20 protein-coding genes and 2 pseudogenes are annotated in these 23,884 nt (G+C 36.7%); 8 read left to right on the top strand and 14 right to left on the bottom strand.

Annotated elements, in window-relative coordinates:
- Positions 1-24: 24 nt before the first annotated feature.
- On the bottom strand, positions 25-861 hold the full coding sequence (locus ACH3O9_RS17380) for an ABC transporter permease (RefSeq protein ID WP_416442526.1): 837 nt from the start codon (positions 859-861) through the stop codon (positions 25-27).
- A gap of 5 nt (positions 862-866) precedes the next feature.
- On the bottom strand, positions 867-1,766 hold the full coding sequence (locus ACH3O9_RS17375) for an ABC transporter ATP-binding protein (protein ID WP_416442524.1): 900 nt from the start codon (positions 1,764-1,766) through the stop codon (positions 867-869).
- A 91-nt stretch (positions 1,767-1,857) separates the two neighbouring features.
- Between ACH3O9_RS17375 and ACH3O9_RS17370 the strand changes: the two genes are divergently transcribed.
- Positions 1,858-2,931: a hypothetical protein gene (locus ACH3O9_RS17370; protein ID WP_416442522.1), complete on the top strand. Its 1,074-nt coding sequence runs from the start codon at positions 1,858-1,860 to the stop codon at positions 2,929-2,931.
- Here the strand turns inward: ACH3O9_RS17370 and ACH3O9_RS17365 are convergent.
- The 6 genes from ACH3O9_RS17365 to ACH3O9_RS17340 form a co-directional block, all read right to left on the bottom strand.
- A complete protein-coding gene (locus ACH3O9_RS17365) occupies positions 2,928-3,986 on the bottom strand; it encodes a nucleoid-associated protein (RefSeq protein WP_416442520.1) in 1,059 nt (352 codons plus the stop codon). The genes ACH3O9_RS17370 and ACH3O9_RS17365 overlap by 4 nt on opposite strands.
- Before the next feature lie 113 nt (positions 3,987-4,099).
- On the bottom strand, positions 4,100-4,624 hold the full coding sequence (locus tag ACH3O9_RS17360) for an IS1096 element passenger TnpR family protein (RefSeq protein WP_416442518.1): 525 nt from the start codon (positions 4,622-4,624) through the stop codon (positions 4,100-4,102).
- A gap of 32 nt (positions 4,625-4,656) precedes the next feature.
- Positions 4,657-5,691: a COX15/CtaA family protein gene (locus ACH3O9_RS17355; RefSeq protein WP_416442516.1), complete on the bottom strand. Its 1,035-nt coding sequence runs from the start codon at positions 5,689-5,691 to the stop codon at positions 4,657-4,659.
- A gap of 12 nt (positions 5,692-5,703) precedes the next feature.
- Entirely contained in the window at positions 5,704-7,134 is a 1,431-nt protein-coding gene (locus tag ACH3O9_RS17350) for a CCA tRNA nucleotidyltransferase (protein ID WP_416442514.1), read from the bottom strand.
- A 6-nt stretch (positions 7,135-7,140) separates the two neighbouring features.
- A complete protein-coding gene (locus tag ACH3O9_RS17345; protein WP_416442512.1) occupies positions 7,141-7,701 on the bottom strand; it encodes an L-threonylcarbamoyladenylate synthase in 561 nt (186 codons plus the stop codon).
- Positions 7,702-7,797: 96 nt separating this feature from the next.
- Positions 7,798-8,868, bottom strand: coding sequence for a glycosyltransferase family 4 protein (locus tag ACH3O9_RS17340; RefSeq protein WP_416442510.1), 1,071 nt, complete (start codon positions 8,866-8,868; stop codon positions 7,798-7,800).
- 59 nt (positions 8,869-8,927) lie between these two features.
- Between ACH3O9_RS17340 and ACH3O9_RS17335 the strand changes: the two genes are divergently transcribed.
- Positions 8,928-9,683: a lipopolysaccharide kinase InaA family protein gene (locus tag ACH3O9_RS17335; protein WP_416442508.1), complete on the top strand. Its 756-nt coding sequence runs from the start codon at positions 8,928-8,930 to the stop codon at positions 9,681-9,683.
- 3 nt (positions 9,684-9,686) lie between these two features.
- On the opposite strand, the gene ACH3O9_RS17330 is transcribed toward ACH3O9_RS17335, so the two are convergent.
- A complete protein-coding gene (locus ACH3O9_RS17330) occupies positions 9,687-10,442 on the bottom strand; it encodes a glycosyltransferase family 2 protein (RefSeq protein WP_416442506.1) in 756 nt (251 codons plus the stop codon).
- Positions 10,443-10,509: 67 nt separating this feature from the next.
- Here ACH3O9_RS17330 and ACH3O9_RS17325 point away from each other — a divergent pair, with 67 nt between their 5' ends.
- The gene (locus tag ACH3O9_RS17325) at positions 10,510-11,343 is read left to right on the top strand and encodes a glycosyltransferase family 2 protein (RefSeq protein ID WP_416442504.1); all 834 of its coding nucleotides are present in this window, start codon (positions 10,510-10,512) and stop codon (positions 11,341-11,343) included.
- Here the strand turns inward: ACH3O9_RS17325 and ACH3O9_RS17320 are convergent.
- Together ACH3O9_RS17320 and ACH3O9_RS17315 are read right to left on the bottom strand one after the other, a co-directional pair.
- On the bottom strand, positions 11,336-12,394 hold the full coding sequence (locus ACH3O9_RS17320; protein WP_416442502.1) for a glycosyltransferase family 9 protein: 1,059 nt from the start codon (positions 12,392-12,394) through the stop codon (positions 11,336-11,338). The genes ACH3O9_RS17325 and ACH3O9_RS17320 overlap by 8 nt on opposite strands.
- A 31-nt stretch (positions 12,395-12,425) precedes the next feature.
- Positions 12,426-13,241, bottom strand: a complete 816-nt coding sequence (locus ACH3O9_RS17315) for a 2,3,4,5-tetrahydropyridine-2,6-dicarboxylate N-succinyltransferase (RefSeq protein WP_416442500.1) — start codon at positions 13,239-13,241, stop codon at positions 12,426-12,428.
- A 101-nt stretch (positions 13,242-13,342) separates the two neighbouring features.
- Between ACH3O9_RS17315 and ruvX the strand changes: the two genes are divergently transcribed.
- The 3 genes from ruvX (at position 13,343) to ACH3O9_RS17300 (ending at position 14,933) form a co-directional block, all read left to right on the top strand.
- The gene (ruvX, locus tag ACH3O9_RS17310) at positions 13,343-13,747 is read left to right on the top strand and encodes a Holliday junction resolvase RuvX (RefSeq protein WP_416442498.1); all 405 of its coding nucleotides are present in this window, start codon (positions 13,343-13,345) and stop codon (positions 13,745-13,747) included.
- Between the two features lie 34 nt (positions 13,748-13,781).
- On the top strand, positions 13,782-14,369 hold the full coding sequence (gene def / locus ACH3O9_RS17305; RefSeq protein ID WP_416442496.1) for a peptide deformylase: 588 nt from the start codon (positions 13,782-13,784) through the stop codon (positions 14,367-14,369).
- A gap of 132 nt (positions 14,370-14,501) precedes the next feature.
- Positions 14,502-14,933, top strand: coding sequence for a DUF5606 domain-containing protein (locus ACH3O9_RS17300; protein WP_416442494.1), 432 nt, complete (start codon positions 14,502-14,504; stop codon positions 14,931-14,933).
- A 157-nt stretch (positions 14,934-15,090) separates the two neighbouring features.
- Here ACH3O9_RS17300 and ACH3O9_RS17295 read toward each other — a convergent pair.
- The 3 genes and pseudogenes from ACH3O9_RS17295 to ACH3O9_RS17285 all read right to left on the bottom strand — a co-directional run bounded on the left by ACH3O9_RS17295 (position 15,091) and on the right by ACH3O9_RS17285 (position 18,786).
- Positions 15,091-15,497: pseudogene (locus ACH3O9_RS17295) on the bottom strand (transposase).
- Between the two features lie 153 nt (positions 15,498-15,650).
- Positions 15,651-16,728 (bottom strand): annotated as a pseudogene (locus ACH3O9_RS17290) (IS3 family transposase).
- 411 nt (positions 16,729-17,139) lie between these two features.
- Positions 17,140-18,786, bottom strand: coding sequence for a DUF4980 domain-containing protein (locus ACH3O9_RS17285; RefSeq protein WP_416442492.1), 1,647 nt, complete (start codon positions 18,784-18,786; stop codon positions 17,140-17,142).
- A gap of 342 nt (positions 18,787-19,128) precedes the next feature.
- Between ACH3O9_RS17285 and ACH3O9_RS17280 the strand changes: the two genes are divergently transcribed.
- Entirely contained in the window at positions 19,129-22,248 is a 3,120-nt protein-coding gene (locus tag ACH3O9_RS17280) for a SusC/RagA family TonB-linked outer membrane protein (protein WP_416442490.1), read from the top strand.
- A gap of 9 nt (positions 22,249-22,257) precedes the next feature.
- Positions 22,258-23,877, top strand: a complete 1,620-nt coding sequence (locus tag ACH3O9_RS17275; RefSeq protein ID WP_416442488.1) for a RagB/SusD family nutrient uptake outer membrane protein — start codon at positions 22,258-22,260, stop codon at positions 23,875-23,877.
- The last annotated feature ends 7 nt before the right edge of the window (positions 23,878-23,884 follow it).

Raw genomic sequence — 23,884 nt, 5'->3', positions numbered from 1 at the left:
AGCAGCAATTAAGCTACTAAAATACTATAAATCGCGCTTTTTTAACAAGGCGTAGGTACCATAAATAAAAAGGAATACCCACCCGCTTACAATCAATATCTCGTACCAATGCACTGCATAGTCTATCGCAATATCTGCTTTGAGCTGGTTTGCAGCTGTTTTTATAAAATCAAGTCGCTCAAACGGTCTGTTAATCAGGTTGCTCATAGATTCAAGCGGAAAGAATTGCATGATCTTATCTGCTGTGTCGCTTTCCGGGAAAACCTTAAAATTTAGAAATGCATAAATTATATTTTCCACGATCCACCAGACAAAGAGAAAACCCAACGCAAACGCAGATCTTTTGACTAAAACCCCCAGGAATAAACAAAAAGAGAAGAAACCAACCAGTTTAAGAAAATAAGCGAAAAGAAAATCCATCTCGCGGGTTACGATACCAAATTCTGTATAATCTGAAAATGAGTATCCCAGAATAACACTTAGAACAAAAACAAAGAAGGTAGAGATAAGTGCAAATGCCAGAACAGTATAGAATTTTGACAATACAAATTCCTGTTTGCTTAATCCATCGATCAGGTTTTGTTTGAGTGTGCGATTTGTATATTCATTAGACATCATCGAGACGATAACGATCGCAAGAAAGAATTTAAGTATTGCGGCTATATATGTATTGAAATGCCAGATAAACGGAAAATTAAAAATACCCTGATCTGCTATGCGGATATGCACATCGCCAAAATTGAATTCTATTGAAGCAATTAGTGCAATAAATGAAAGGATTATAAAATATGTCGCAGCAAGAATTTTAGAAGACCTGCTGTATTTGAGTTTATGTAATTCTATATTCAGTAATCTAAACATGGGGCTTAATTTAAGTTGCTGGTAAGTTGTAAAAATTGTTCTTCAAGACTCTCTTTTCTCTTAACGAGGTGAGAAAGAACAATACCTTGGTTAAAGAGCTGTTTGTTTAGATCTTCTGCGCTAAGCGGAGTGGCTAAAAATGCCGTGATTAATCCATTTTCGGTCTTTACACTTAAAAAATCGGGATTATTATCAAAAAATCGCAGTAGCTCTGTTTCCTGATGAGATTTCACTTCAAAAAAGCCATGACTTGCATTGAGTTCATCTACAGGTCCTGCATAAAGTTTAACTCCCTTGCGTATGATCACCACATGTGAACAAACTTTTTCGACTTCGTCAAGTAAGTGAGAAGCAAGCAGAATTGTAGTGCCATCTGCTGCAATCTTTTTTATGATCTCACGTATTTGATGAATACCCTGGGGGTCTAATCCGTTAGTAGGTTCATCAAGAATTAATATTTCAGGATCGTTAAGCAGGGCAGAGGCTATAGCCAGGCGCTGTTTCATACCCAGAGAGAACGTTTTGAACTTGCTGTTTTTTCGCTCCAGCAAACCTACTATTTCAAGCTTTTCATCAATTTTTGTGGGAGATACGCCCTTTATTTGACAAACCAGATTTAGATTCTGTTGGGCCGTCATGTATGGGTAAAAGTTAGGTCGCTCTATTATAGCTCCTACTTTTTTGAGTGCCTGATGAGTAGAATCTGAACCATCAAACCAATGAAAATTCCCAGAAGTGGGATTTACCACATTTAGAACCATGCCCAGTGTGGTAGATTTACCACTTCCGTTAGGTCCTAAAATTCCGTAGACATTGCCTTTGCTTATTGTAAAAGTGAGGTCATTAACAGCTTGCACAGGCCCATACCTTTTTGAGAGGCCGTTAATAGTTAGAATCGTATCCAATATATAGATGTTTTGATTGGTGTTCTCTTACAAGACGCATGAGTGTACTATTTGTTACAGGCTTTCTTATCTTTACACAAATGCCACTCGTATGCAAGAAAGATTAATGTCACGTAAAAAGCCAACTTATCCCATTGGCAATACATTAAAAGAATATCTGGTTAAATATAGCAGAGATACTAAAATACCTGTGTTTTACGACGATTTGTTGAGATTTTCGGGAGGTATTAGTGTGTATGATAAGAACGATAATGACACGTTATGGATAAGCGTTTACTACCCAGATCACGAGCGTGAAAGCATCTACACCAGTTTAAAAAGAGTATACGCTATTTTGCATTCTGATGGTAATGAGAATATTTTGCCTTTTCTTGATGTAGCGGCAATAGACTATTGCACGTTTGGTAATTCTAAACCTTTTAGAGTTAAGATCAAGAATATTTTTAATGACAATTACACCTATTTTTATGTGAAAAGAGCAGATGCCAGTCGTATCTATGGTCTTGAACTTGAGCATATTCTTTCTCCTAATCGTATCAACTTTTTGGTGTATAAAGACACACTTATTGAAGAGCATATTACAGGTATACCGGGTGATGAGTTTATAAATAATTATCTGGCAGACTGTGATCATGTGGGTAAATCACAGATCGCGAAAGAGTTTGTTAAATTCAACGAGCGCTGTATGATCTTATTATTAGGGGATATGCGTTCATACAATTATGTGGTAATACCCACGCACGATTTTGACCACATTAAATATAAACTGCGAGCGATAGATTTTGATCAGCAGTGCTATGAAGGTAATTTTAAAGTATATAAACCCCATTTGTTCAAAGAAAACTTTAAAATGGTAGAACTTGTTTCTAATCTTTTAGGAAACAACTCTATTGAGCAGTACCGTAAAGAAGAGCGGGCTGTACTTGCTAAGCGTATTATTACTTCAAAAACCAGATTACGTCGACTTTTAAAATGCATGACAACCGATACGGTTTCTTCTGAAGAAAATCTGAAACGCCTGCGTAACGAACTTTACGATTATACGATGGATATGAAATTTAAGCGCGCAAAATCTATGGGGCAGATCGTGAAAACTGCCCTTGATTTTGTGAAACGTAATTATGAAGATGTAAATATGCAGCGGCTTATGCAAGCCTCTTACTAGCTTTTTTGCTCTTTGTTGAAATAAACCAGATAGTAATACATCTGTTTTTCTTCATCCCAGCCTTTTTCTACAAACTTTTCTGCACTTTCAGGATTGATGAAATCCATCTTTATCTGGATGTGCGTATCCAGATCGATAACATTTCTCATCTTTTTGCGAGCAGCAGTAACGGCGGTATTTGCAATGGGAAAAGAAGTAAGATCTTCTATTTTGTATTTAGGCGCTCGGTCTGTTTTGTAGTTTTGAAATTCTGGTATTAAAGCGGGATTTTCTAAAACGTCATTAACAAAAGCAGACTCTTCAAAGTTGTCGTTCTTAGCAAAGTGATTTACAGCTCTGTTCATGAACATTACTTCCTCTTTCTTGTCTTCTGCCGGTAATACAACGTCTTTAGCAAAGTCCTGACAGAATTTTAAATACTTTTTTGTATAAAAATTATCATCAGCCAGCATTTCTACGCCCATAAAATTCTCAAGCCAGTATTTAGTATCATAGCGATTAGAATCTACAGATAATACTTTGTAACCCTCTTCTGCTTTGCTATTAAAAATAAGCGCTCCTTTATCTAATTTACTCAGGCTCACCCCTTGCTCAAGAAGCATGTTGAGGTTTTCTTCGCCTTCGCGAAATTGTAAAAAGTCTTGCTTTAATTCAGATTTAAATATACCCAAAACATCAGTTTTCACATTGTCAAGCATAACGCCAGTAATGTGGGCAACATACAACTCACCTGGTTTTATGTGCGGGTGACTGCTCTGGTCATATAGATGTTTTGCGATCTCTACAGATATCTCATGTGCCTGTGCAGGGCTTGCAAACATATTTGCTGCCATGTTGTACAATGAGTTGAACTCAAGATCTGCCTCATGACTAAAGTGATAGTAATTTTCTTCTTTTTCGCGAAAGCTTTTAAAGAAAAACTCTTTTATAAGTGGCGTTATCTCATCATTGAGATTGTACTGTTCTTTAGACAGAAATACACCTTCTGTACGGCTTTTATTACCAATGCGATGTATAGAAAGCGATTCTATCTGGGCAGCATATAAATTGATCATCTGTAATCTTGAATTTTGGGTAGATTTGAGCCTAAAAAAACCGATTTTTAGGGGTAAAAAATGGGTAAAACAGTAATAAAATCAGCTATTATGAGGAGAAAATCGGGCTTTTATTAATTCCAATTTTCATCAAAATCAAGACCTTCATAATCTTCTACGTCGTAGTCATCATCATAATCTTCAAAATCATCCTCATCTGTATCTGCATCTTCATCGCCAGAAAAATCTGTGGGTGGCGCCTGGTCTGGTATTTGCCCGTGCACATACATTAGATTAGGATATAAAGTACCTTCTACAGGTTCTGCCACATCTGCAAGCTCAACAAAAAACGTCCACATGCTTAAAAAATCGTATACATAGATAAGTCTTGTGTTTTCTGTAGAAACCACTTCATCTACGTTTGTCTCGCTCATAACACGCACAGGATTTTCAGATTCTCCCATATCAAAAAGGGCGATCTCTTCATCCTGTCTCCACTCGTCATCACTTGTAAAGAAAGAAGCCATCTCTGTACCATCAAAACCAAAAGACTGGGTTATGGCATTATGAAAGTCTTCAAGAGGTGCATCTTGCTGTATTTCTATGTCTCTAAATATATCCTCTTCGGTGTCGAGAATCACACGGAACCGGTAAATCATAGCATCAAAATTTTAGCCCACAAAGATACAATTTACGATGCAGTTGTCAATTTTATACTTTCGTTTTCTTTCACTGAAGTGAGGAGAATATAAAATTGAATTCCGAAAAGTACAGATGCTAAAATAAGGTGAACAGGCTGAGTTAAATATGGAAAATCGAAGTAATACATTAGTATACCCGTGACAATCTCAATGCCTATTATAATCATGACCCAGTTCATTAAATTATGACCTAAAGCTAATTTTTTGTTTCTAAAAAACAGCCACACATTAATAGCAAGTACCACAATAGAAAAAGACCGGTGAAAGTAAAAAGCAAAATCAGGATCACTTAGCCACAGATATTTGGCGGCATAACCTACAAGGTCTACCTGCTCATCTACAAACTGGCGTACCTGAGTTCCCATAGCGATTTGTATCAGGCTTAAAGCCAAAGCAAGCCACATCCCGTTTCTGAAGTTTTTATCAAAAGTGAACTTTACCGTTTTTGATTTGGCAAGAAAAAGAAGATACATCAATACTGCTATAATGACCAAAGCGATCACCATATGAATCGTTATTCTAACCGGAGACAGTACAGAATAAACAACAGTAGCACCTATCCAGCCCTGAAAACCCATAAGAAAAACAGTGAGCCAGGAAAGTAGCGGAATACGCTTTTTCTTTTTCCGGAATTTTATGCTCAAAATGGCCATAATAAGAACTGCAAATCCTGCTATGGCTCCTACTAAGCGATTAATATATTCTACCCACGTATGCAACGGATTGAAAATAGCATAATCGTGCTTGTCGTAAGTAGACCAATTTTTATTTGAAAATAATGCACCTGTAGTGAAATCGTGATTGGCTACGCGCAGGCTTTCATCTACAATAATTACCTGACCTTCTTCATACGAGCGGTTGGGTTGCCATCTTAATTCACTTTCCTGTGTAGGTGGTATAATGTAACCAAAGCATTTAGGCCAGTCAGGACATCCCATCCCGCTCCCGGTCATTCTCACAACTGCGCCGGCTACCACAACCATGTAAACCAGAATCAGGGAGATTAAAACAGATTTTCTATACAATTCTCTTGATTTTTAATTATCTGCCACTTTAAGACCAATCTCTTCGCCTTTCTTTAGCATAAATTCTTGTGCTTCGGTGTGGTTGTTTGCAATCTCGCCTTCAAGAATCGCTTCTTTTATAGCGTCTTTAATTATTCCTATTTCCCGTGAAGGTTTAAGATTAAAGGTTTTCATGATCTCTTCACCAGATACCGGCGGCTGAAAGTTGCGCACATGATCGCGCTCTTCAACTTCTTTTACCTTTTGGCGTACCTGTTTAAAGTTATTGTGATAACGCTTGTATCTCTTAGGATTTTTGGTTGTAATATCTGCTTCACAAAGCGTCATGAGATCTTCCAGATTTTCGCCTGCATCAAAAATTAATCTGCGTACGGCACTATCTGTCACAAATTCTTCTGCAATTACTATAGGGCGCGAACTCATAAGCACCATTTTTTGCACGAATTTCATCTTTTCATTTAATGGCATCTTTAAACGTTTAAAAAGTTTAAATACCATTTTAGAACCTACAAATTCATGACCGTGAAAGGTCCAGCCTATTTTTTTGTCAAATCTTTTTGTGGGCGCTTTACCTATATCATGCAGCAATGCAGCCCATCGTAACCAAAGATCATCAGTATTTTCTGCAATATTATCTACAACTTCAAGTGTATGGTAGAAATTGTCTTTATGTTTTTGTCCTTCTTTTTCTTCTATACCTTTAAGAGCAGTAAGCTCTGGCAAAACGAAAGGAAGCAGACCTGTTTTTTCAAGAAGTAAAAAGCCTTTAGAAGGTTTTTTGCTCAGCATGATCTTGTGCAACTCTTCTACAATGCGTTCATTGGTAATGATACTTATGCGCTTGTTATTTTTAGAAATAGCTTCAAGCGAAGCTCGCTCTATCATAAAATCAAGCTGTGAAGCAAACCTTATGGCGCGCATCATGCGCAAAGGGTCGTCACTGTATGTGATGTCTGGATCTAGCGGAGTACGAATTATTCCTCTTTCAAGATCTACTAAACCATTAAAAGGATCTAGCAATTTACCATGTATTGCTGGCGAAAGACCTATGGCAAGTGCATTTATTGTAAAGTCTCTCCTGTTTTGATCGTCTTGAAGAGAACCATTTTCTACCACAGGATTACGACTTTCTTTATGGTATGATTCTTTTCTCGCGCCTACAAACTCGATCTCAAGATCATTGTCACGCAACATGGCGGTGCCATATGTTTTAAAGACTTGCACTTTTGGTTTATGGGGCAGGAGTGAAGCTACTTTTTTAGCTAATTCTATACCGCTGCCTACAGCAACAATATCAATATCTTTTGCACTACCACGTTCTAAAATAAAATCACGCACATAGCCCCCAATAACATAAGTGTCTACACCTAGTTCCTGAGAAGCGTTTGAGATAACGTCAAAAATTTTATGGGTAATGGCTCCCTTATAGTTGGGGGTTGTCATGCACCTTTACTTTCGTAGGACTTTAACCTGACCATCATTTTTTAACTTAATAATGGTAGAAGGTTTAGCCGATTTTCTATTGTGGTGCAAATTTACTACATAGTCTACGCCTTCCAAAATAGCGGGACTTATTTCTTTAAATGACTGCGGTGTTTGCTCACCACTAATATTTGCTGATGTAGAAACAATGGGGCGACCAAATTTTCTTACAAGCATCTTGCAAAAATCATCTTTGGTAACGCGTATGGCAAGCGTATTGTCTGGGGCGATAAGATTCTCTGCCACGCGAATGGGATCATCGTACACAATTGTAGTAGGCTGAGCTGCGTATTTTAAAATGTCATAAGCAACTTCAGGCACGTTTTCTACATATTGATTAAGCATCTTAAAATCATGCACAAGACAGATCATTGTCTGGCTTTCTGCTCTTTGCTTCAATTTGTAAACCTTATCTATAGCTCCGGGATTTGTAGCATCGCATCCTATTCCCCATACCGTATCTGTAGGATATAGAATGAGACCGCCTTTTTTTAAAATGCCAATTGCTTCTTTTATTTCGTCTACCATATATGTATTGTTACCTCAAATTCATGCTTTGAGATCTTAAATTTTTAACGATGCAAAATTACTTTAAAACCCTGAAAGCTGCCCTATAATTCTGTTTTAAAGCAGGCTTTTATATACATCTATGTATTGTTTTGCGGTTGTTTCCCAATTAAAACTGGTAGCATGTGCTGTAACTTTAGTAGCGAAATCAGGGTCGTTTTGTGCGATTTTCATGCCATTTAGGAAGGTTTTTGCCATATATTCCGGGTCATAATGATCCCAGTAAAATGCATTTTCTCCTCCTACTTCTGGCAGCGATGTGTTATTTGAAAGAAATACAGGTTTACCATATCGCATGGCTTCTATTGGCGGTATACCAAAACCTTCACGCAATGACGGGAACACAAATGCAGCACAGTTCTTTAAATAGTACTTTTTAGCAGACTCACTTATTTTCCCAGTTATGTGCACCCGACCTTCTAATTTCAGTTTTGTTATAGTAGCTTTTATTTCTTCTGTGTAAGATTTGTCACTATTACCTGCCAAAACAAGGTCAAAATCGGGTAAAAAGGGCAACATTTTGACCAAAGAATTAAAGTTTTTCCGCGCTGTAAATTCGCCAATGCTGAACAAAAATGGTCGTGTGGGTATTATTTTCGGATTAAAATCGGCAGGAATTTCTGTATCCAGTATCGTATTTCCGTTATAAATGACATATTCCGGAATATTAGGCACATTAAAATGGTTGTGCGTATCTTCTTTTGCGAAGTTTGATATGTAAACCAAAGCGCTGGAACGACGTAGCTTTTCGCGAAAGCGTTTACTTCTTTCATGGTTGGGATCTGCACTGTTTTCTTCAATAAAATGAATGTCGTGCACCGTCATTAAATACGGAATATTGCCTTTAGGTTCTATTTTAATGTTCTGATTTAAAGAGTGCCAGAGGTTGTATTTTTCGCTTATGCGAAACAAAGGATACCTGCGGTAGGCGTGGTATTTTTTATAATTAAAAGTAGTACCAAATTGCTTTTTTAAAACGTCGATATCTTTCGCGTGAAGCGTAATATCGAGTTCGTCTTCTTGTTGCTGATATAGCCCTTTTATAAGGTGATAATTAAATTGCCCAAACCCAAAATATGGATTTTTAATATTGTGCGACTCTAAAAATATAGTCTTATTCTGCGGCATATAGAGCTTAGGTTTTTTAACAATAGAAATAGATTTACTTTTGCTGCATAATTAAGACTATGAAAATCGTTTGCAGCCCGGCGCACAAAAATAACCTTTTTAAGATAGAGCAGCTTCTCAAAAATTTTGAAGCAGAAGGCGAGATGCTTGCAGACGGTGGGCGTAACCAGATACGTATTGTAGATCTTGACGGTGTAAAAGTAGCGATCAAGTCTTTTAAAATTCCTAATACGGTAAATAAAATAGCATATCGTTTTTTTAGAAAATCTAAAGCGCAGCGCTCTTTTGAATACGCCACCAGATTGCTGGAGCAAGACATTGACACACCCAAACCCGTGGCTTATGCTGAGCAAGAATCATTACTGTATGGTAAAAGTTATTATATATGTGAGTTTCTGGAATACGACTTAACATATAGAGAACTTATTGCCAATTCTAAATATGTGGGTAATGCAGATATTTTAAAAGCTTTTACCGCATTTACGTTTGAAATGCATGAGAAAGGAATTCATTTTTTAGACCACTCTCCCGGGAATACTTTGATAAAAACTGAAGAAGATAAATACAGATTTTACCTGGTAGATCTTAATCGTATGGATTTTAAACCACTTGATCATGCAACGCGTATCAACAATTTTAGAAGGCTTACGCCAAAGCGGGAAATGGTAGAAATTATGGCAAAAGAGTACGCCAGACTTGCAGGTCTTGATCCTAATAAGACGGTAGACGAAATGTGGCAAAGTACGGTAGAATTTCAGGAAGCTTTTCAGCGAAAGAAGCGTTTAAAAAAGAAAATAAAGTTCTGGAAGAAATAGATATTATTTCTGTCCGCGTCTGTAAAGCCAAAGTTTAACGTAGCGCATAAAAAGAGCATAGCTTTGTAAAACACTAATTGTTAAGCCTACAACACCATCTCTAAATCCCTGTTGTAAAATATAGTGTTTAAAGAATCTCCAGACGGGTTTTATAATAAAATGAAAGGAACTTAACCGGTTAGTATGCTTATCATAATCTAAAGCTTGCCAGTACGCATATCTATTTAGCTTTTGAATGTAATTGTCGAGGTTTACATAAGTATTGTGATACAACTTGTTTTTTAAGAAACCTATTTCACCGTTTGAAGTAAGTTCTTCGTGTACCATTTTATCTTCGTAAACGCATTCGTCTCTTTTAAAAAGACGTATCACTTTATCATGCTGCCAGCCACTATAGCGCACCTGTTGCCCCATAAAATGATTGTTTCTGTAAATCCAGAAACCTGCAATACCAGATGGTGGATTTTCCAGGATTTTCTGAATTTCAGATTTTAATTCTGGGGTTACTCTCTCATCTGCATCAAGAAGCAAAATCCATTCATTGCCAGCCTGCGGTATTGCCCAATTCTTTTGAGAAGCGGGATATTCATACTTTCTTTGAAGAATTAGATCTGTATATTTTTTCGCCTTGAGCAGCGTGTCATCTGTGCTAAAAGAGTCTACTACAATGATTTCATCTGCAAAATTAGCAGATTCTAAAACTCCCTCAATATTGTGAGACTCATTAAAAACAGTGATGATAACAGTGAGTTTCTTCATAGGATTACGCAGTTGCCAAATCTAAAAAACTTTTTAAGATTAATGCCTTAACTTTGCGCGATTAAGTATGAAAGATAAACCTGGCATTTCTGTAATTATAAGTACGTATAACGCTGTAGAGTGGCTTAAAAAGACGCTTTGGGGTTATGCGCAGCAGACCAATAAAGATTTTGAGATCGTAATTGCAGATGATGGTTCTGGTGAAGAAACCATCAATACAATTAAAGAATTTCAGGAATGGTTTCCTGTACCTGTTATACATGTATGGCAGGAAGATGACGGTTTTCAAAAATCGCGTATTCTCAATAAAGCTATACTGGCATGTAACTCAGACTACATATTGATGAGTGATGGGGACTGTATTCCTAAAAATGATTTTTTAGAGTTTCACTTTAAGTTTAGAGAAAAGGGTTATTTTTTATCTGGAGGTTATTTTAAGCTACCCATGTCTATTTCTGATGAAATTACAAAGCAGGATATAGACGATCAAAAATGTTTTGATATAGCGTGGTTACAGGAAAGAGGTTTAAAATCGTCTTTTAAGAACAATAAATTGACCGCTAGAGGGTTAAAATCAGACATTCTTAATCTACTTACTCCCACAACTGCTAGCTGGAACGGGCATAATGCCAGCGGCTGGAAAAAAGATATTCTAGCTGTTAATGGTTTTGATGAACGCATGCAATATGGTGGTCAGGATCGGGAACTGGGAGAACGCCTGATAAATTTTGGGATTAAATCTAAGCAAATACGCTACAGCGCCTTATGCGTGCATCTTGATCATCCTCGTGGATACAAAACTCCGGAGACGTTGCAAAAGAATGCAGCGATACGTAAGAATACCAGAAAGAAAGGTTATGCTTACACGTACTACGGCATTGAGAAGAAAGAAATTAATTAAGGTTGTCAAGAAAATTGAGCAACTCTTTTTTTATAAATTCAGGATTAAGTTCTTCATATAATTTTATAGATTCTTTTTTCATTGCCTTAAAACCCTTACTCTTATACAGCTGTGGTTTATAATTTTTTAAATGCACAGCGACCTGCTTTTTGCCCGGGTAAGAAGCCCAGGCTTCAGGATTAATCCAAGGCGAGTAAATAGAAAATGTGGGCTTATTTAAGGCTTTAGCCATATTAACCGCACCGCCTTCATTACCTATTAGGGCATCACAAAAACTGGTTAATGCAATGAATTCGCGTAAATTCTCACCGTAGACCTCTGGAAAAATATGACTGACCGTTCTGTTGTCACAATTATTTAAGAGCTCCTCAACTTTTGGTTTTTGATCAGGTATGTAATTCAGTAATAATTGAGCATTGGTTTCCTCTACAATGGTTTGCAGTAATTTAGCTAAATAAGGAAGCGGATATGTTTTTAGCCCACTGCTGCCCAATACACCTATCATAAAGATCGGTTTACTAATATCGATATCAGAATTTTCCAATTTTGCTTTCGCAGAAGCGATTTCTGCCTCTTTTAGGTAGATTTTTGGTTTAATTTCTTTTGGAAAATCCTTAGATAAAGGAGCGAGAAGTCTCATCCGGTTCTCAATGGCCAGGCCGGCTGCGGTTTCTGCCTTATTACTATTTTTGACTGAATGATTGTATAAATAGGAAGTGTATGATTTTTTAATCCCGACCCTCACCTTGGCACCGCTGTAAAAGGACAGAAAAGCGCTGCTTATTTTAGAATACGCATCAATTACTATATCGTAGTTCTCGCTGCGCAGACGAGCAGCAAATTTGATGAAAGAAATGGTATTGCCTTGAGAATCCTGTAAATCAAAAATAAACTTATCAATAAACGGGTTATTCTGAACAACTGGCACCGTATGCTTATGAATAAGGTAATGCAATGATGCCTCTGGATATTTAGAACGAAGTGCCTCAAAAAGAATAGACGACGTAAGAACGTCGCCTATCATTTTTTGCTGTATTACCAGTATTTTCATCTATGTGAAATTTCGCAATAGCGACTATTTATTAAACCGCTACGTCGTATTCCCTTAAAGCCGCATTAAGAGAGGTTTTCTTATCTGTACTCTCCTTACGTTTACCTATAATTAATGCGCACGGTACATTGTACTCACCTGCAGCAAATTTCTTAGTATAACTACCAGGAATTACAACAGAACGAGGTGGCACGTATCCTTTCATTTCTTTAGGTTCGCTGCCGGTAACATCAATAATTTTAGTAGAACCTGTAAGTACAACATTTGCACCTAAAACAGCTTCTTTACCCACGCGTACTCCTTCTACAACTATGCAACGAGAACCTATAAAAGCATTATCTTCTATGATTACCGGTGCTGCTTGCAGAGGTTCAAGAACTCCGCCTATACCTACACCGCCGCTAAGGTGAACGTTTTTACCTATTTGTGCGCAGCTACCCACTGTAGCCCAGGTATCTACCATCGTACCTTCATCTACATAAGCGCCTATGTTCACATAACTAGGCATCATGATCACACCTTTAGAAATGTATGCACCATGGCGTGCCACAGCATTGGGGACAACACGTATGCCTTTATCCTGATATCCTTTCTTTAAAGGCATCTTATCGTGATATTCAAAAATACCAACTTCTATTTTTTCCATTTTTTGAATTGGGAAGTAAAGCACAACCGCTTTTTTAACCCATTCATTTATCTTCCAGTCATCACCATCAGGTTCTGCTACTCGCAGTGTACCGCCATCTATTAATTCTATGACCTCACGTATAGCATCCTGAGTTACTTTATCATTTAAAAGGGAACGATCTTCCCAAGCGTCTTCTATTAAATTTTGTACTTGTTTCATATTGTCTTAAAAAATGAGGGCTAAAGATAGTTTACACCATATAAAAAAACCAAGATTGACGAGATTAGTTTTAAAGGCTTATTTTTGCAAAAATATTTGCTATGGCTCGCATTCTTGCATTAGATTATGGTACAAAGCGCACCGGTATTGCTGTGACAGATGAGCTTCAACTCATCGCTTCAGGATTAACAACAGTGCCTACGCATGAGCTGCTTAAATTCTTACAGGAATATCTGGCGGCAGAGCAGGTTGAGCGTATACTAATAGGTGAGCCTAAACGCATGAACAATGAAGCATCTGGAGTAGAGGCAGATATTATAAGCTTTCGCGAAAAGCTTGAAAAAGTAACCAGCATACCCATAGAGCGAGTAGATGAGCGGTTCACTTCAAAAATGGCCGTGCAAACCATGCTCGATAGCGGATTGAAAAAGAAAAAAAGAAAAGATAAAGCGCTGGTAGATGAGATTAGTGCAACAATAATTTTACAGACTTATCTTTATAAATAGATCACTCTTAATTTAAAGATTTAATTTTTTTAAAATGATATTACCTATAGTGGCTTACGGTGATCCCGTATTGCGAAAAAATGCCGAAGTAATAGATAAGGATTATCCAGGCCTTGCAGAACTTATTGAGAATATGTTTGAGACTATGTATGGTGCCAGTGGTGTAGGTCTTGCAGCGCCACAGATAGGAAAAGCAATTAGAATTTTTCTGGTAGATACGTCTCCGTTTGCAGATGATGAAGAACTTACCGAAGAAGAACGTGAAGAACTGGCAAGCTTTAAAAAGGTTTTCATCAATGCAAATATTGTTAATGAAGATGGTGATGAGTGGGCTTTTGGCGAAGGCTGTTTAAGTATTCCCGGTATTAATGAGGATGTTTTTAGACAGGAGCAAGTCACTATAAAGTATCAGGACGAGAACTTTGTAGAGCATACAGATACGTACACTGGTCTTATAGCCAGAGTAGTTCAACATGAATACGACCACATCGAGGGTATTCTGTTTACAGATAAACTGTCAAGCTTAAAGAAACGTTTGATAAAAGGAAAACTGGCAAATATTAGCAAAGGCAAAGTAAATAGTGATTATCGCATGCGCTTTCCGGTAAAAAAGGGAAGATAATTTATTTTGAAAATAAAAAAAGAGCATGATATTTGCGCCCTTGCTTTTTGCAAGAAAAGTATCGCCTTTAAAAAATAATTCACGACAGAGACAGATGATGTCTTTTTCGTTACCAAAGCATAAAAATAAAATATGAGTTTAGACAAAATATTGTCCATTTCAGGAAAACCAGGCCTTTACAGTCTTAAAACACAAACCCGCACAGGTTTTATAGCCGAATCTCTTTTAGACGGAAAGAAAATACCTGTAGGTATGCGTCACAATGTGAGTATACTTTCAGAAATTGCTATCTATACTTTAGATGGTGAAGTGCCATTAAAAGATGTATTTGCTAAGATCTCAGAAAAAGAAGACGGCGGTCCTGCTATAGATCACAAAAAATCTAAAGATGAGTTAGAAGCTTACTTTTTTGAAGTGCTTCCTAATTTTGATGAAGATCGTGTATATGCCAGCGATATTAAAAAGATAATACAGTGGTATAACTTGCTTCAGGCAAAAGATATGCTCTATCTGGAGGAAGCTGAAGTTTCTACAGAAGCTCCTTCTAAAGATGAAGAAGAATAGACGTTAAAGTATTATATATGCTGCTTGATTTTATGCTTTGATTGGATTAGTGAGGTCTTTAATTCTTAAAAATTGAAAGAATCTTTTATGTTTTGTCGCTAGATCTGTATCGTGGGTGTAAACTATATCACTTTGCACTGAAAGTCAGCGGTTTCATTTATGAGGGACTAAAAGTCCCCTTCATTATCAATATAAAATTGGACTTGTCCGAACCTTCTCGTCGATGATGCTCCAAATAGACAAACCAGTGTATAAGTTATATTTCTCGTACTCTAAACACCATAAGTACTTGTCTAAAATATTTTCCGCAGTGACGCTCCTTTAGTTGAAAAAATTCTTGCTGTAACTTGCGCGATGTCCGACTCTTTAATTGTTTTACTATGTAACTGACATTTATTTTTGAAGCATATTCTACATGCGTCTATGTAGATCAGATCTTTCGGTATTTTTTTGAACATCTTTATGCAAAACTTTATACCTGTATTTGGTAACCCAAACTAGATGACAAGTTAATCTACTTACTATATAGGAACCTTTTCTTGGACTATTACCCTTTAGCCAAATTATAGTTTTTAGAAGTACGAATGTTCTGCAATAATTGAAGGGTTTTATACTCTTACCTGAGACTAATAAAAACGGAATAGAAAATCCGCGTTACCTCCTCCCATAATTAGGTGTTGGTCATAACTAGAGAATCGGGACTATTTTCATTGATTTCTATGTACTCATTGGGGGGACATGTCCCTCTAATGAGCTGTGCGGTCTGAACCCGTTATAGTCTTCTCTCCAAATATCGAACTTTTCCTGTGCATCCTCCAAGGAGAGGAACCAATTTGTATTCAGACATTCATCCCTGAATGACCCGTTGAAGCTTTCGATAATAGGGTTATCTGAAGGTTCCCGGTCTTGAAAAATCCAGTTCAACCTTGTTGTCATAGGCCCATTTGTTCAATACGTTGCTGATGAACTCACTGCCGTTATCCACTTTTAGGCGCACCGGAGATACTTCCAAACATAATTTTAAGATTATTCATTACACCAACAACATCACTTCCCTTAAGGGATTTTCCTGCATATATAGCTAGGCACCTGCGGTGATAATTATCAACTATAGTTAAGGCTCTGAAACGGCTCCCATCATACAGCTGAACCGCTACAAAATCCATGCTCCAACATTCGTTTAAACTGGAGGCATTCCCTTCAATGGGTTGTCTATGGGCAGCGCAGCGGTTGCGCCTTGGCCTTTTTGACCTTAGATTCAAACCCTCTTCACAATACACCCGATACATACGCTTATGGTTACCCATAAACCTTCACGTCGCTGCAGAATGTGCAAGCGCTAAAAACCATAACGTACCCGTACCTCGGTAATTTCATTCATCCGCATCCGCAGCAAGGTATCATCCCTTTCCTTGACCCGATAATAGAACACCCTCTTGTGCAATACGATAAGTTTGCAGCAACGCTGGATGGAAATATGGTACTCCATTCTGATCTCATCGACCATCCCACGTTTTCGGGAAGGCCTCAGATTTTTTTTCAGAACATCCTGAAGGATTTATTTTTCCATGCTGAGATCGGCAACCAGTTTCTTTAACTCCGAATTCTCCTCCCCTAGGTTTTTAAGCCTTCTCAGTTCAGAGAAATCAAGACTCCCATATTATTTCTTCTTCCAATTGTAGAATGTGGCCTCACTGATGCCCATCTTGCGGCATACCTCCTGCAGCCTGGTGCCCGTCTCAACCTGTTTGATCGCAAATACAATCAGGAATTCCGAATATTTTGATAGTTTCATAAGCAAATAATGTATTTAAAATTAAACATTTATTCGCCCAGATTTCTCTAGTTTCAAATAGTCTGATTTAACGGGAGGAGGTCATTATTTATTTAGTTCAAGTATGATAAAGAATTTATATTCTTAATCATACCTAATTAATACATTAAGAGAAGGTTAATACTCTGCAATAATATGTGTGAAACTGAAGATCTTGACTTGATGTTCTTGATTAAATACTAAACTGATTTTATGCCTGTTTTACCCATTTTTAAGTAATTTTCAGGTGATTTTTGGACTATAAAAATCGGTGAATTATGGGTTAAAATCGACCGTAAAAGTCCCAATATTTCTTTATGCTCAGGTTGATAGTTAGAGAAAAGAAATATTTCGATTAAAGAATTTATTTACGTTTTAACAGCTAAAACCTTTTTACTCCCAAATCGATTTCATTTCATAAATGGCAAATTTGTTCAATCTTGTGCCTTCCTCCTTAGCATTAGAATAAGCGTTGACGTGCAAATTATTTGTTTTTGCTATATGTGGTTTTACAATATAGGCTCTACCATCATTTGCGAAAATTTCTATACTTGTACGATCTACTATAATTTCCAGTTTTAACTTGCCATTAATTGGTTTCACTTCAACATCATTCAATTTTTGTTCTTTAGCATTGTAATCTATGTTAAAACCATTTATGTCCATTCCAAAATTGGCATTACTATCAACATTGAATTCTGCAATAAGATGCATAACATCAAGAGCAACATTAGTTGAAAGTGGTTTATTATTAGAGAGAATTACATTTTCCCACATATGTTTATCCTTATGTAGAGCATTTATCGCATCTATGGGTTTGGGGAACATGCGAACGCCCTCATCTGTGGTACGAAGTTTCAATTCTGTTGGGAAAAGCATTAGTTGATTAAATGGCATTCCTTTAGACTCAATTCCGTTTCCCCAAGACATTTGTATACGTTTTCCATCTGGTGTATTGTTATATGTTTGAGAAGCATAAGCATTTCCTGTTTTATACTGATATTTAGGAGTTTGTGGAGTAAAAATCTTTCCATTAAAATCTCCAATAAAATACTGCCCATCAGCTCCATACATAACCCACTTGCTGTTTTTTGGATTATCATCTATTGGAAGTTCAAAAAGTTCCGGGCATTCATAAAAATCTAAAATCTCTGATTGATATTCCCAATTCTTCAAATCAGTAGATGTGTGAATTTGAAATGATTTTATATGCGATTCTTTACCTTCTTTATCAGTTGTAGGCAATTCATTGTATACAACCATCACCCAATGTTTATCAGGAGCATACCAAAATATTTTAGGATCTCTTCCTTGATGTTTTAATACGGGGTTTTTTGCATATTCTTTAAAAGTACGGCCATTATCGAGACTGTAAACAATACATTCACCTCTGCCAGTACTTGTAAAAGCCACTACTAATGGTGGGGTATCATTACTTGAGAAACCTGAAGTGTTTTGTGTGTCAATCACTGCAGAACCAGAAAAAGCCATGTCCTGATAAGTTGGAGGGTATAGAGCTGTAGGTAATTCTTTCCAATGTACAAGATCTTTACTCACTGCGTTGCCCCAATGCATATTACCCCAGCTCCAGCCAAAAGGATTATGTTGATAATATAAGTGATACTCACCATTATTGTAGACGAGACCATTAGGGTCATTTATCCAACCGCGTTGCGAAGTAAAATGGATCTGAGGGCGCAATCTTTCAGTATATAAAGAATCGTATCCTGCAATTTGCTCAGACTGATATATAAGACCTAAACCTTTTTTGGAAGGTTTCTCAGCTTTAATTGTGACACTTTTGCCTTGGTAGTCTTTCATGTCCAGAGGTACCCAAAAATCGGGATCAGATTCGGCTAATTGAATATCAAATTCACGATAGATTGTATCTCCTACTAAAACTTGTAGGTTTTGAGTGTCAAGTTGATTCTGCACCGGAAGATTTATAAAACGTTTTTCCACTTTAAACTCTCGGTTTTGGGCATAAAGTGTAAAAAGAGATAAAAGGAGGAAGAAGCCGAAATTTCTAAGATTATTCATTTTTCATTTTTTCAGAAGTGAATTGCATATTAATTAATATTATAGCAGTTAAATATAGAATTTGTTTCTTTAAGGTATAGAATAAATGAGAAATTCCTAATATATTCATTTAATAATAGCTTTATGTACTTCTTAATAGAGCGAATTACAATTTTATTATAATCCATTCAATTATATCCTCAATTCCCTAAGAAATAAGCTCACCCTTTAGATTTTTATAAGTATTGAGGATAAATATTAAATAAATTTTGATCTTAAATTATGGAATTGTTGATTTTGCTAAAACGATTTAGTAATTTAGCTCGCACAATAAATATTAACTAACTTAAATTACAAAATGGAATGAAAAATCTCTACCAGAAAAAAGCAGATTACTCATTTGACAATTTCATTTTTAAGAGATTGATTTTTTTTAATCTCAAAAAATGGAAGGTCTTATGCTTACTCCTTGCTGTTATGAGCCTGCAGGAAGGTTTCAGTGCGGTGCAACAATCAATTACAATTACAGGTACAATTACAGATGGAGATGGCATGCCATTGCCTGGGGTTACAGTAAAAGAAAAAAACACAGATAATGGAGTAGCGTCAGATTTTGATGGGAATTTTTCAATTGAAGTCTCCTCCGGCTCGGCTGTTTTAGTTTTTACTTATGTGGGTATGAAAGCGGTTGAAATGCCGGTTAATGGCCAACAGGTGATTGACATAGAAATGCAGGCAGATGCAGAGAGTTTGCAGGAGGTGGTATTAATAGGCTATGGTAGTCAACAGCGTAAGGCAGTTACTACAGCAGTTACTAAAGTTGATACTGAAGATTTTAATCAGGGTGTTGTTACCTCTCCGCTGGATTTAATTCAAGGAAAAGTTGCAGGTCTGCAAATAACCAGATCGGGAGGAAATGATCCTAACTCGGGCACTTCAATTCAATTGAGGGGTGTTACCTCAATTACTGGCTCTGGTGAACCTTTAATTGTGATTGATGGTATTCCTGGTGGTAATCTGGATCTTCTTCAGCAAAATGATATCGCATCCTTTGATGTGCTAAAAGATGGTTCTGCGGCAGCTATCTATGGAACACGAGGAACAAACGGGGTGATTTTAATTACTACAAAAAAGGGAAAAAAAGGAGTTACTACCTTTAATTACTCTAGTTATTTCTCAAAAGATTTTGCCAATAGTAAACCTGATTTTCTAGATGCAGGAGAATTTAGACAGGCTATTGCAGATGGTTTAATACCAGAATCTAATGATTTAGGAGCCTCTACAGATATTTTTGATGAACTAATCAATGAATCTAATTTAAGTCAGTATCATAATTTCGTCGCCTCTGGTGGTGGAAAAAACAGTACTTACAGAGCTTCTTTTTACTATAGAAATCTAGAGGGTATTGCTCTTGAGAATGAAAGAGAAGAATTTGGGGTGAGAGCAACTTTTAATCAGTCTGCGTTTGATGATAAATTTCAGATACAATCGAGCATAGCAACAAATTTTAACGATGCAAATTTATTAGGAGGGAATACAACTACCAATCTACAAAATCAAGGAATAGCTGGAAATCAATTTGGAGTAGTCGCAGATTGGAATCCCACTGCTCCTATATATGCTCCATTTTCAGACACACCAGAAACACTGCAAAATCAAGGACTTTACGGCTATTACCAACCTCAAAATGGATATAATCCATTTTCTGAATTTGCTAATAGATTTTATCAGCGCAAGCAACAGACTTTCTCAGGGGATATGAAACTGTCTTATGAAATTATAGAGGGTTTAACTGCTTCTGTTTTTGGATCTTATCAACAAGATAGATGGAACGATCGTTTTTATAGATCAACAGAGGATTATGCACAATATAACTCGGGAAGTGCTTATAAGGGTACTGGTTACGCCTATAAAGGTAACAGACTTGAATATACCAAGACGATTGAGCCTACCATTAACTTCACAAAAGAATTTGAAAATTCAACTTTTGAACTTTTAGGGGGTTATAGTTATCAATATACAACTCTTGAGAATTATTCAATGGATAACAGTGGTTTTACCACAGATGGCTTTAACGACTGGAACTTTGGTTCTGGTAATGCTATAACGGATACAGATCTTCCGCGACCAAACTTATATAGTTTTAAAGAAGATAATACGCTTATTGCTTATTTCACTCGTGTTAATTATTCATATATGGATCGTTATTTTATTCAAGGTTCTATACGTCATGAAGGATCATCAAAATTTGGAGCAAATAATAAATGGGCAAGTTTTCCTGCAATATCCGGGGGTTGGTTAATATCTGATGAAGAATTTTTGGCAAACTCAGATGTTGTTAATAACCTCAAGTTACGTGTAGGTTATGGAGTTACAGGTAATCAAGGAATTCCTAATTATCAATCAATTGTCACTTTAGGTACAGGAGGTAAATATCCTATATTCGCTGACGGCTCTACAGATCCTACTTATTACCAGACATATGGTCCTGTAAAAAACCCAAATCCAGATTTAAAATGGGAAACTAAAAGAGAAATAAACATTGGTGTTGATTTCGGATTCCTATCTAATAGATTTACTGGAGCTTTAGATTTGTACCGTAGAAAAACTGAAGATTTATTATTGTCATACGGTGTGCCACAACCCTCTTTCGTTCAGCCATCTATATATACTAATGTGGGCTCTATTACAAATAAAGGAATAGAATTGGCCATTACTGCAAGAGTTTTAAGCGAGGGTGATTTTACATGGACAATAGATGCTACCGGAAGTTATCAGGAAAATGAACTTACAGAGCTTTCTAATCAGGTTTTTAAAGTAACAGATTTAAGAGGAGGAAATATTGGTAATCCTGGAAATTTAGGAGATGCCATAAGAAATGAAGAAGGATCTCCTATAGGAAACTTTTACGGTAAGCGCTTTGCAGGGTTTACTGTTGATGGCAAATGGCTTTTTCATAAAGCTGACGGAACTATTGGAGGCACAAATGACATGTTAGAAGATGATAAAGCATATATAGGGAATGGTCTTCCTAAATATTATGCTTCTTTAACAAGTACATTTAAATATAAGAATTTTGATCTTACAGTTTTCTTCAGGGGTAAATTCAAATATGATATCCTTAATACCGTAGATATTTTTTATGGCAATCCAGCCTTAGCCGGTACAGGAAATATTCTTACTTCTGCTTTGGGCAAATACAGTCAAATAGATGAAGCTCCACAATATTCTGATTATTATCTGGAAAAAGGAGATTTTGTCAAATTAGATAACTTGACCTTGGGCTATAATTTTAATTTGGCCGAAGGCAGTCTGTTTTCAGCGCTTAGAGTTTATGGTAGCGCAAGAAACCTCGCGACCTTTACTGAGTATACAGGGAGAGATCCTGAAGTACAGGATACTGGTCTTAATCCCGGTGTAGATGACAGAAATTTTTATCCGCGTACTGTGACAGTAACAGCTGGCATTAACGTAAACTTTTAAGAAAAAAACATGAAAAAAAGTAATTATATAAAAAGACTGGGAGGGTGTTTAATGGCCTTTTTAATCTTTGGATGTACAGATTTAGATGAGACAACCTATTCAGAATTGTCTCAGGGAAATTTTTACAATAATGAACTAGAGTTGGTTCAAGCTACACTGCGCCCCTTTACGCATATGCAGGCTTGGCTTGCTTGGTCAGGACAGGATGGTTATTATTATCATAATGAGCTTTCTGCAGATCAAACAGCTTGGCCTCAAAAGGGACGTCATGGTTACGATAATGCAGATCATATTCGTCAACATTATCATACTTGGACTCCTGAAGAAGGTAGATTAAATAATGCCTGGCAACTTATGTGGACGGGACTTGGTTTTGTAAACTCTGCTATAGAAAGTATTGAGAATGTAGATGCTGATGCTATTGGGGTAACTCCAGAAAGATTACAGTCTATTATAGCAGAATCAAAGGTGCTTCGCGCTTATCATTATATGAAAATTATGGATATGTGGGGTAATGTGCCAATTGTAACTCAAGTAGGTATTCCTACAAATCCGGAAACACAAAGCAGAGCAGAAGTTTTTGCATTTATAGAGAGCGAATTGCTTGATAATGTAGAAAAGTTACAACCGCTTTCTCCTCAATTATTAGGACGTGTTTCTAAAGCGGTAGGGTATGCTATGCTTTCAGAACTTTATCTTAATGCAGAAGTATGGAGCGGTACACCGCGCTGGGCAGATTGTATTAAATACTCAGATAAGATTATTGATGGAGATGGTGGTTCACTTACCGGAGTTATGGAACTTGATCCGGATATTTTAGGACCTTTTAGCAATACTAATGAAAATTCATCTGAAAATATTTTTCAGTTTCCTTTTAGTAGAAAAAATGATTTTGGCTACAACTGGGGTTCTTTCTATATGGGCTTTAACAATATGACAGCTGCTCTTGATGTTAATTTTTCAGGAAATAACGCTTTTGTTGTAATACCTACTGCTTTTGATGCTTATGAGGAAAATGATTTGAGAAAACAGGATTGGTTTTTATTTGGTCCACAGTACAAGTATGGTACAGATACGCCTATTCTGGGATCTGAAGAATATAATGGTAAGCCTTTTATTTATGTTAACAACATTAGAAGAAATACAGAAGGTCAGACCGGAGAAGGAAGTATGACAGATGGTGAAGAAAATAGTGGAGCTCGTTTCTTTAAATATAGATCAGGTACTCAGGACGATGTTAATTATTTAGAAAATGATTTTGTTATTTATAGATTAACCGGAATTTATTTTAACAAAGCCGAAGCGCTTATGCGTATGAATGGTGGTACCGCCACTCAGGAAGCTGTTGATTTAATCAACGCCAGCCGTAAAAGAGATTTTTCTGCTGAAGACTGGCCTACAGAAATGTATACCACGGCTACACTTACCATGAATGAGCTTCTGGCAGAACGAGGACGCGAATTTATCTTTGAAGGTGTACGCAGAACAGATCTTATTAGATTTGGCAAATTTACTACCGGTTCCTGGTGGGATAAATCACCAGATGGTGATAAACACCTAACATTGTATCCTATTCCAAGAAGACAACTTGATGCAAACCCTAATCTGGTACAGAATCCAGGCTATTAAAAATATT

Origin of the sequence: Leeuwenhoekiella sp. A16 (genome assembly GCF_047946675.1) — a bacterium.
Taxonomy (GTDB): domain Bacteria; phylum Bacteroidota; class Bacteroidia; order Flavobacteriales; family Flavobacteriaceae; genus Leeuwenhoekiella.
Note: the sequence above shows the minus strand (reverse complement) of the source record. Positions and strands in the feature narration are given on the sequence as shown.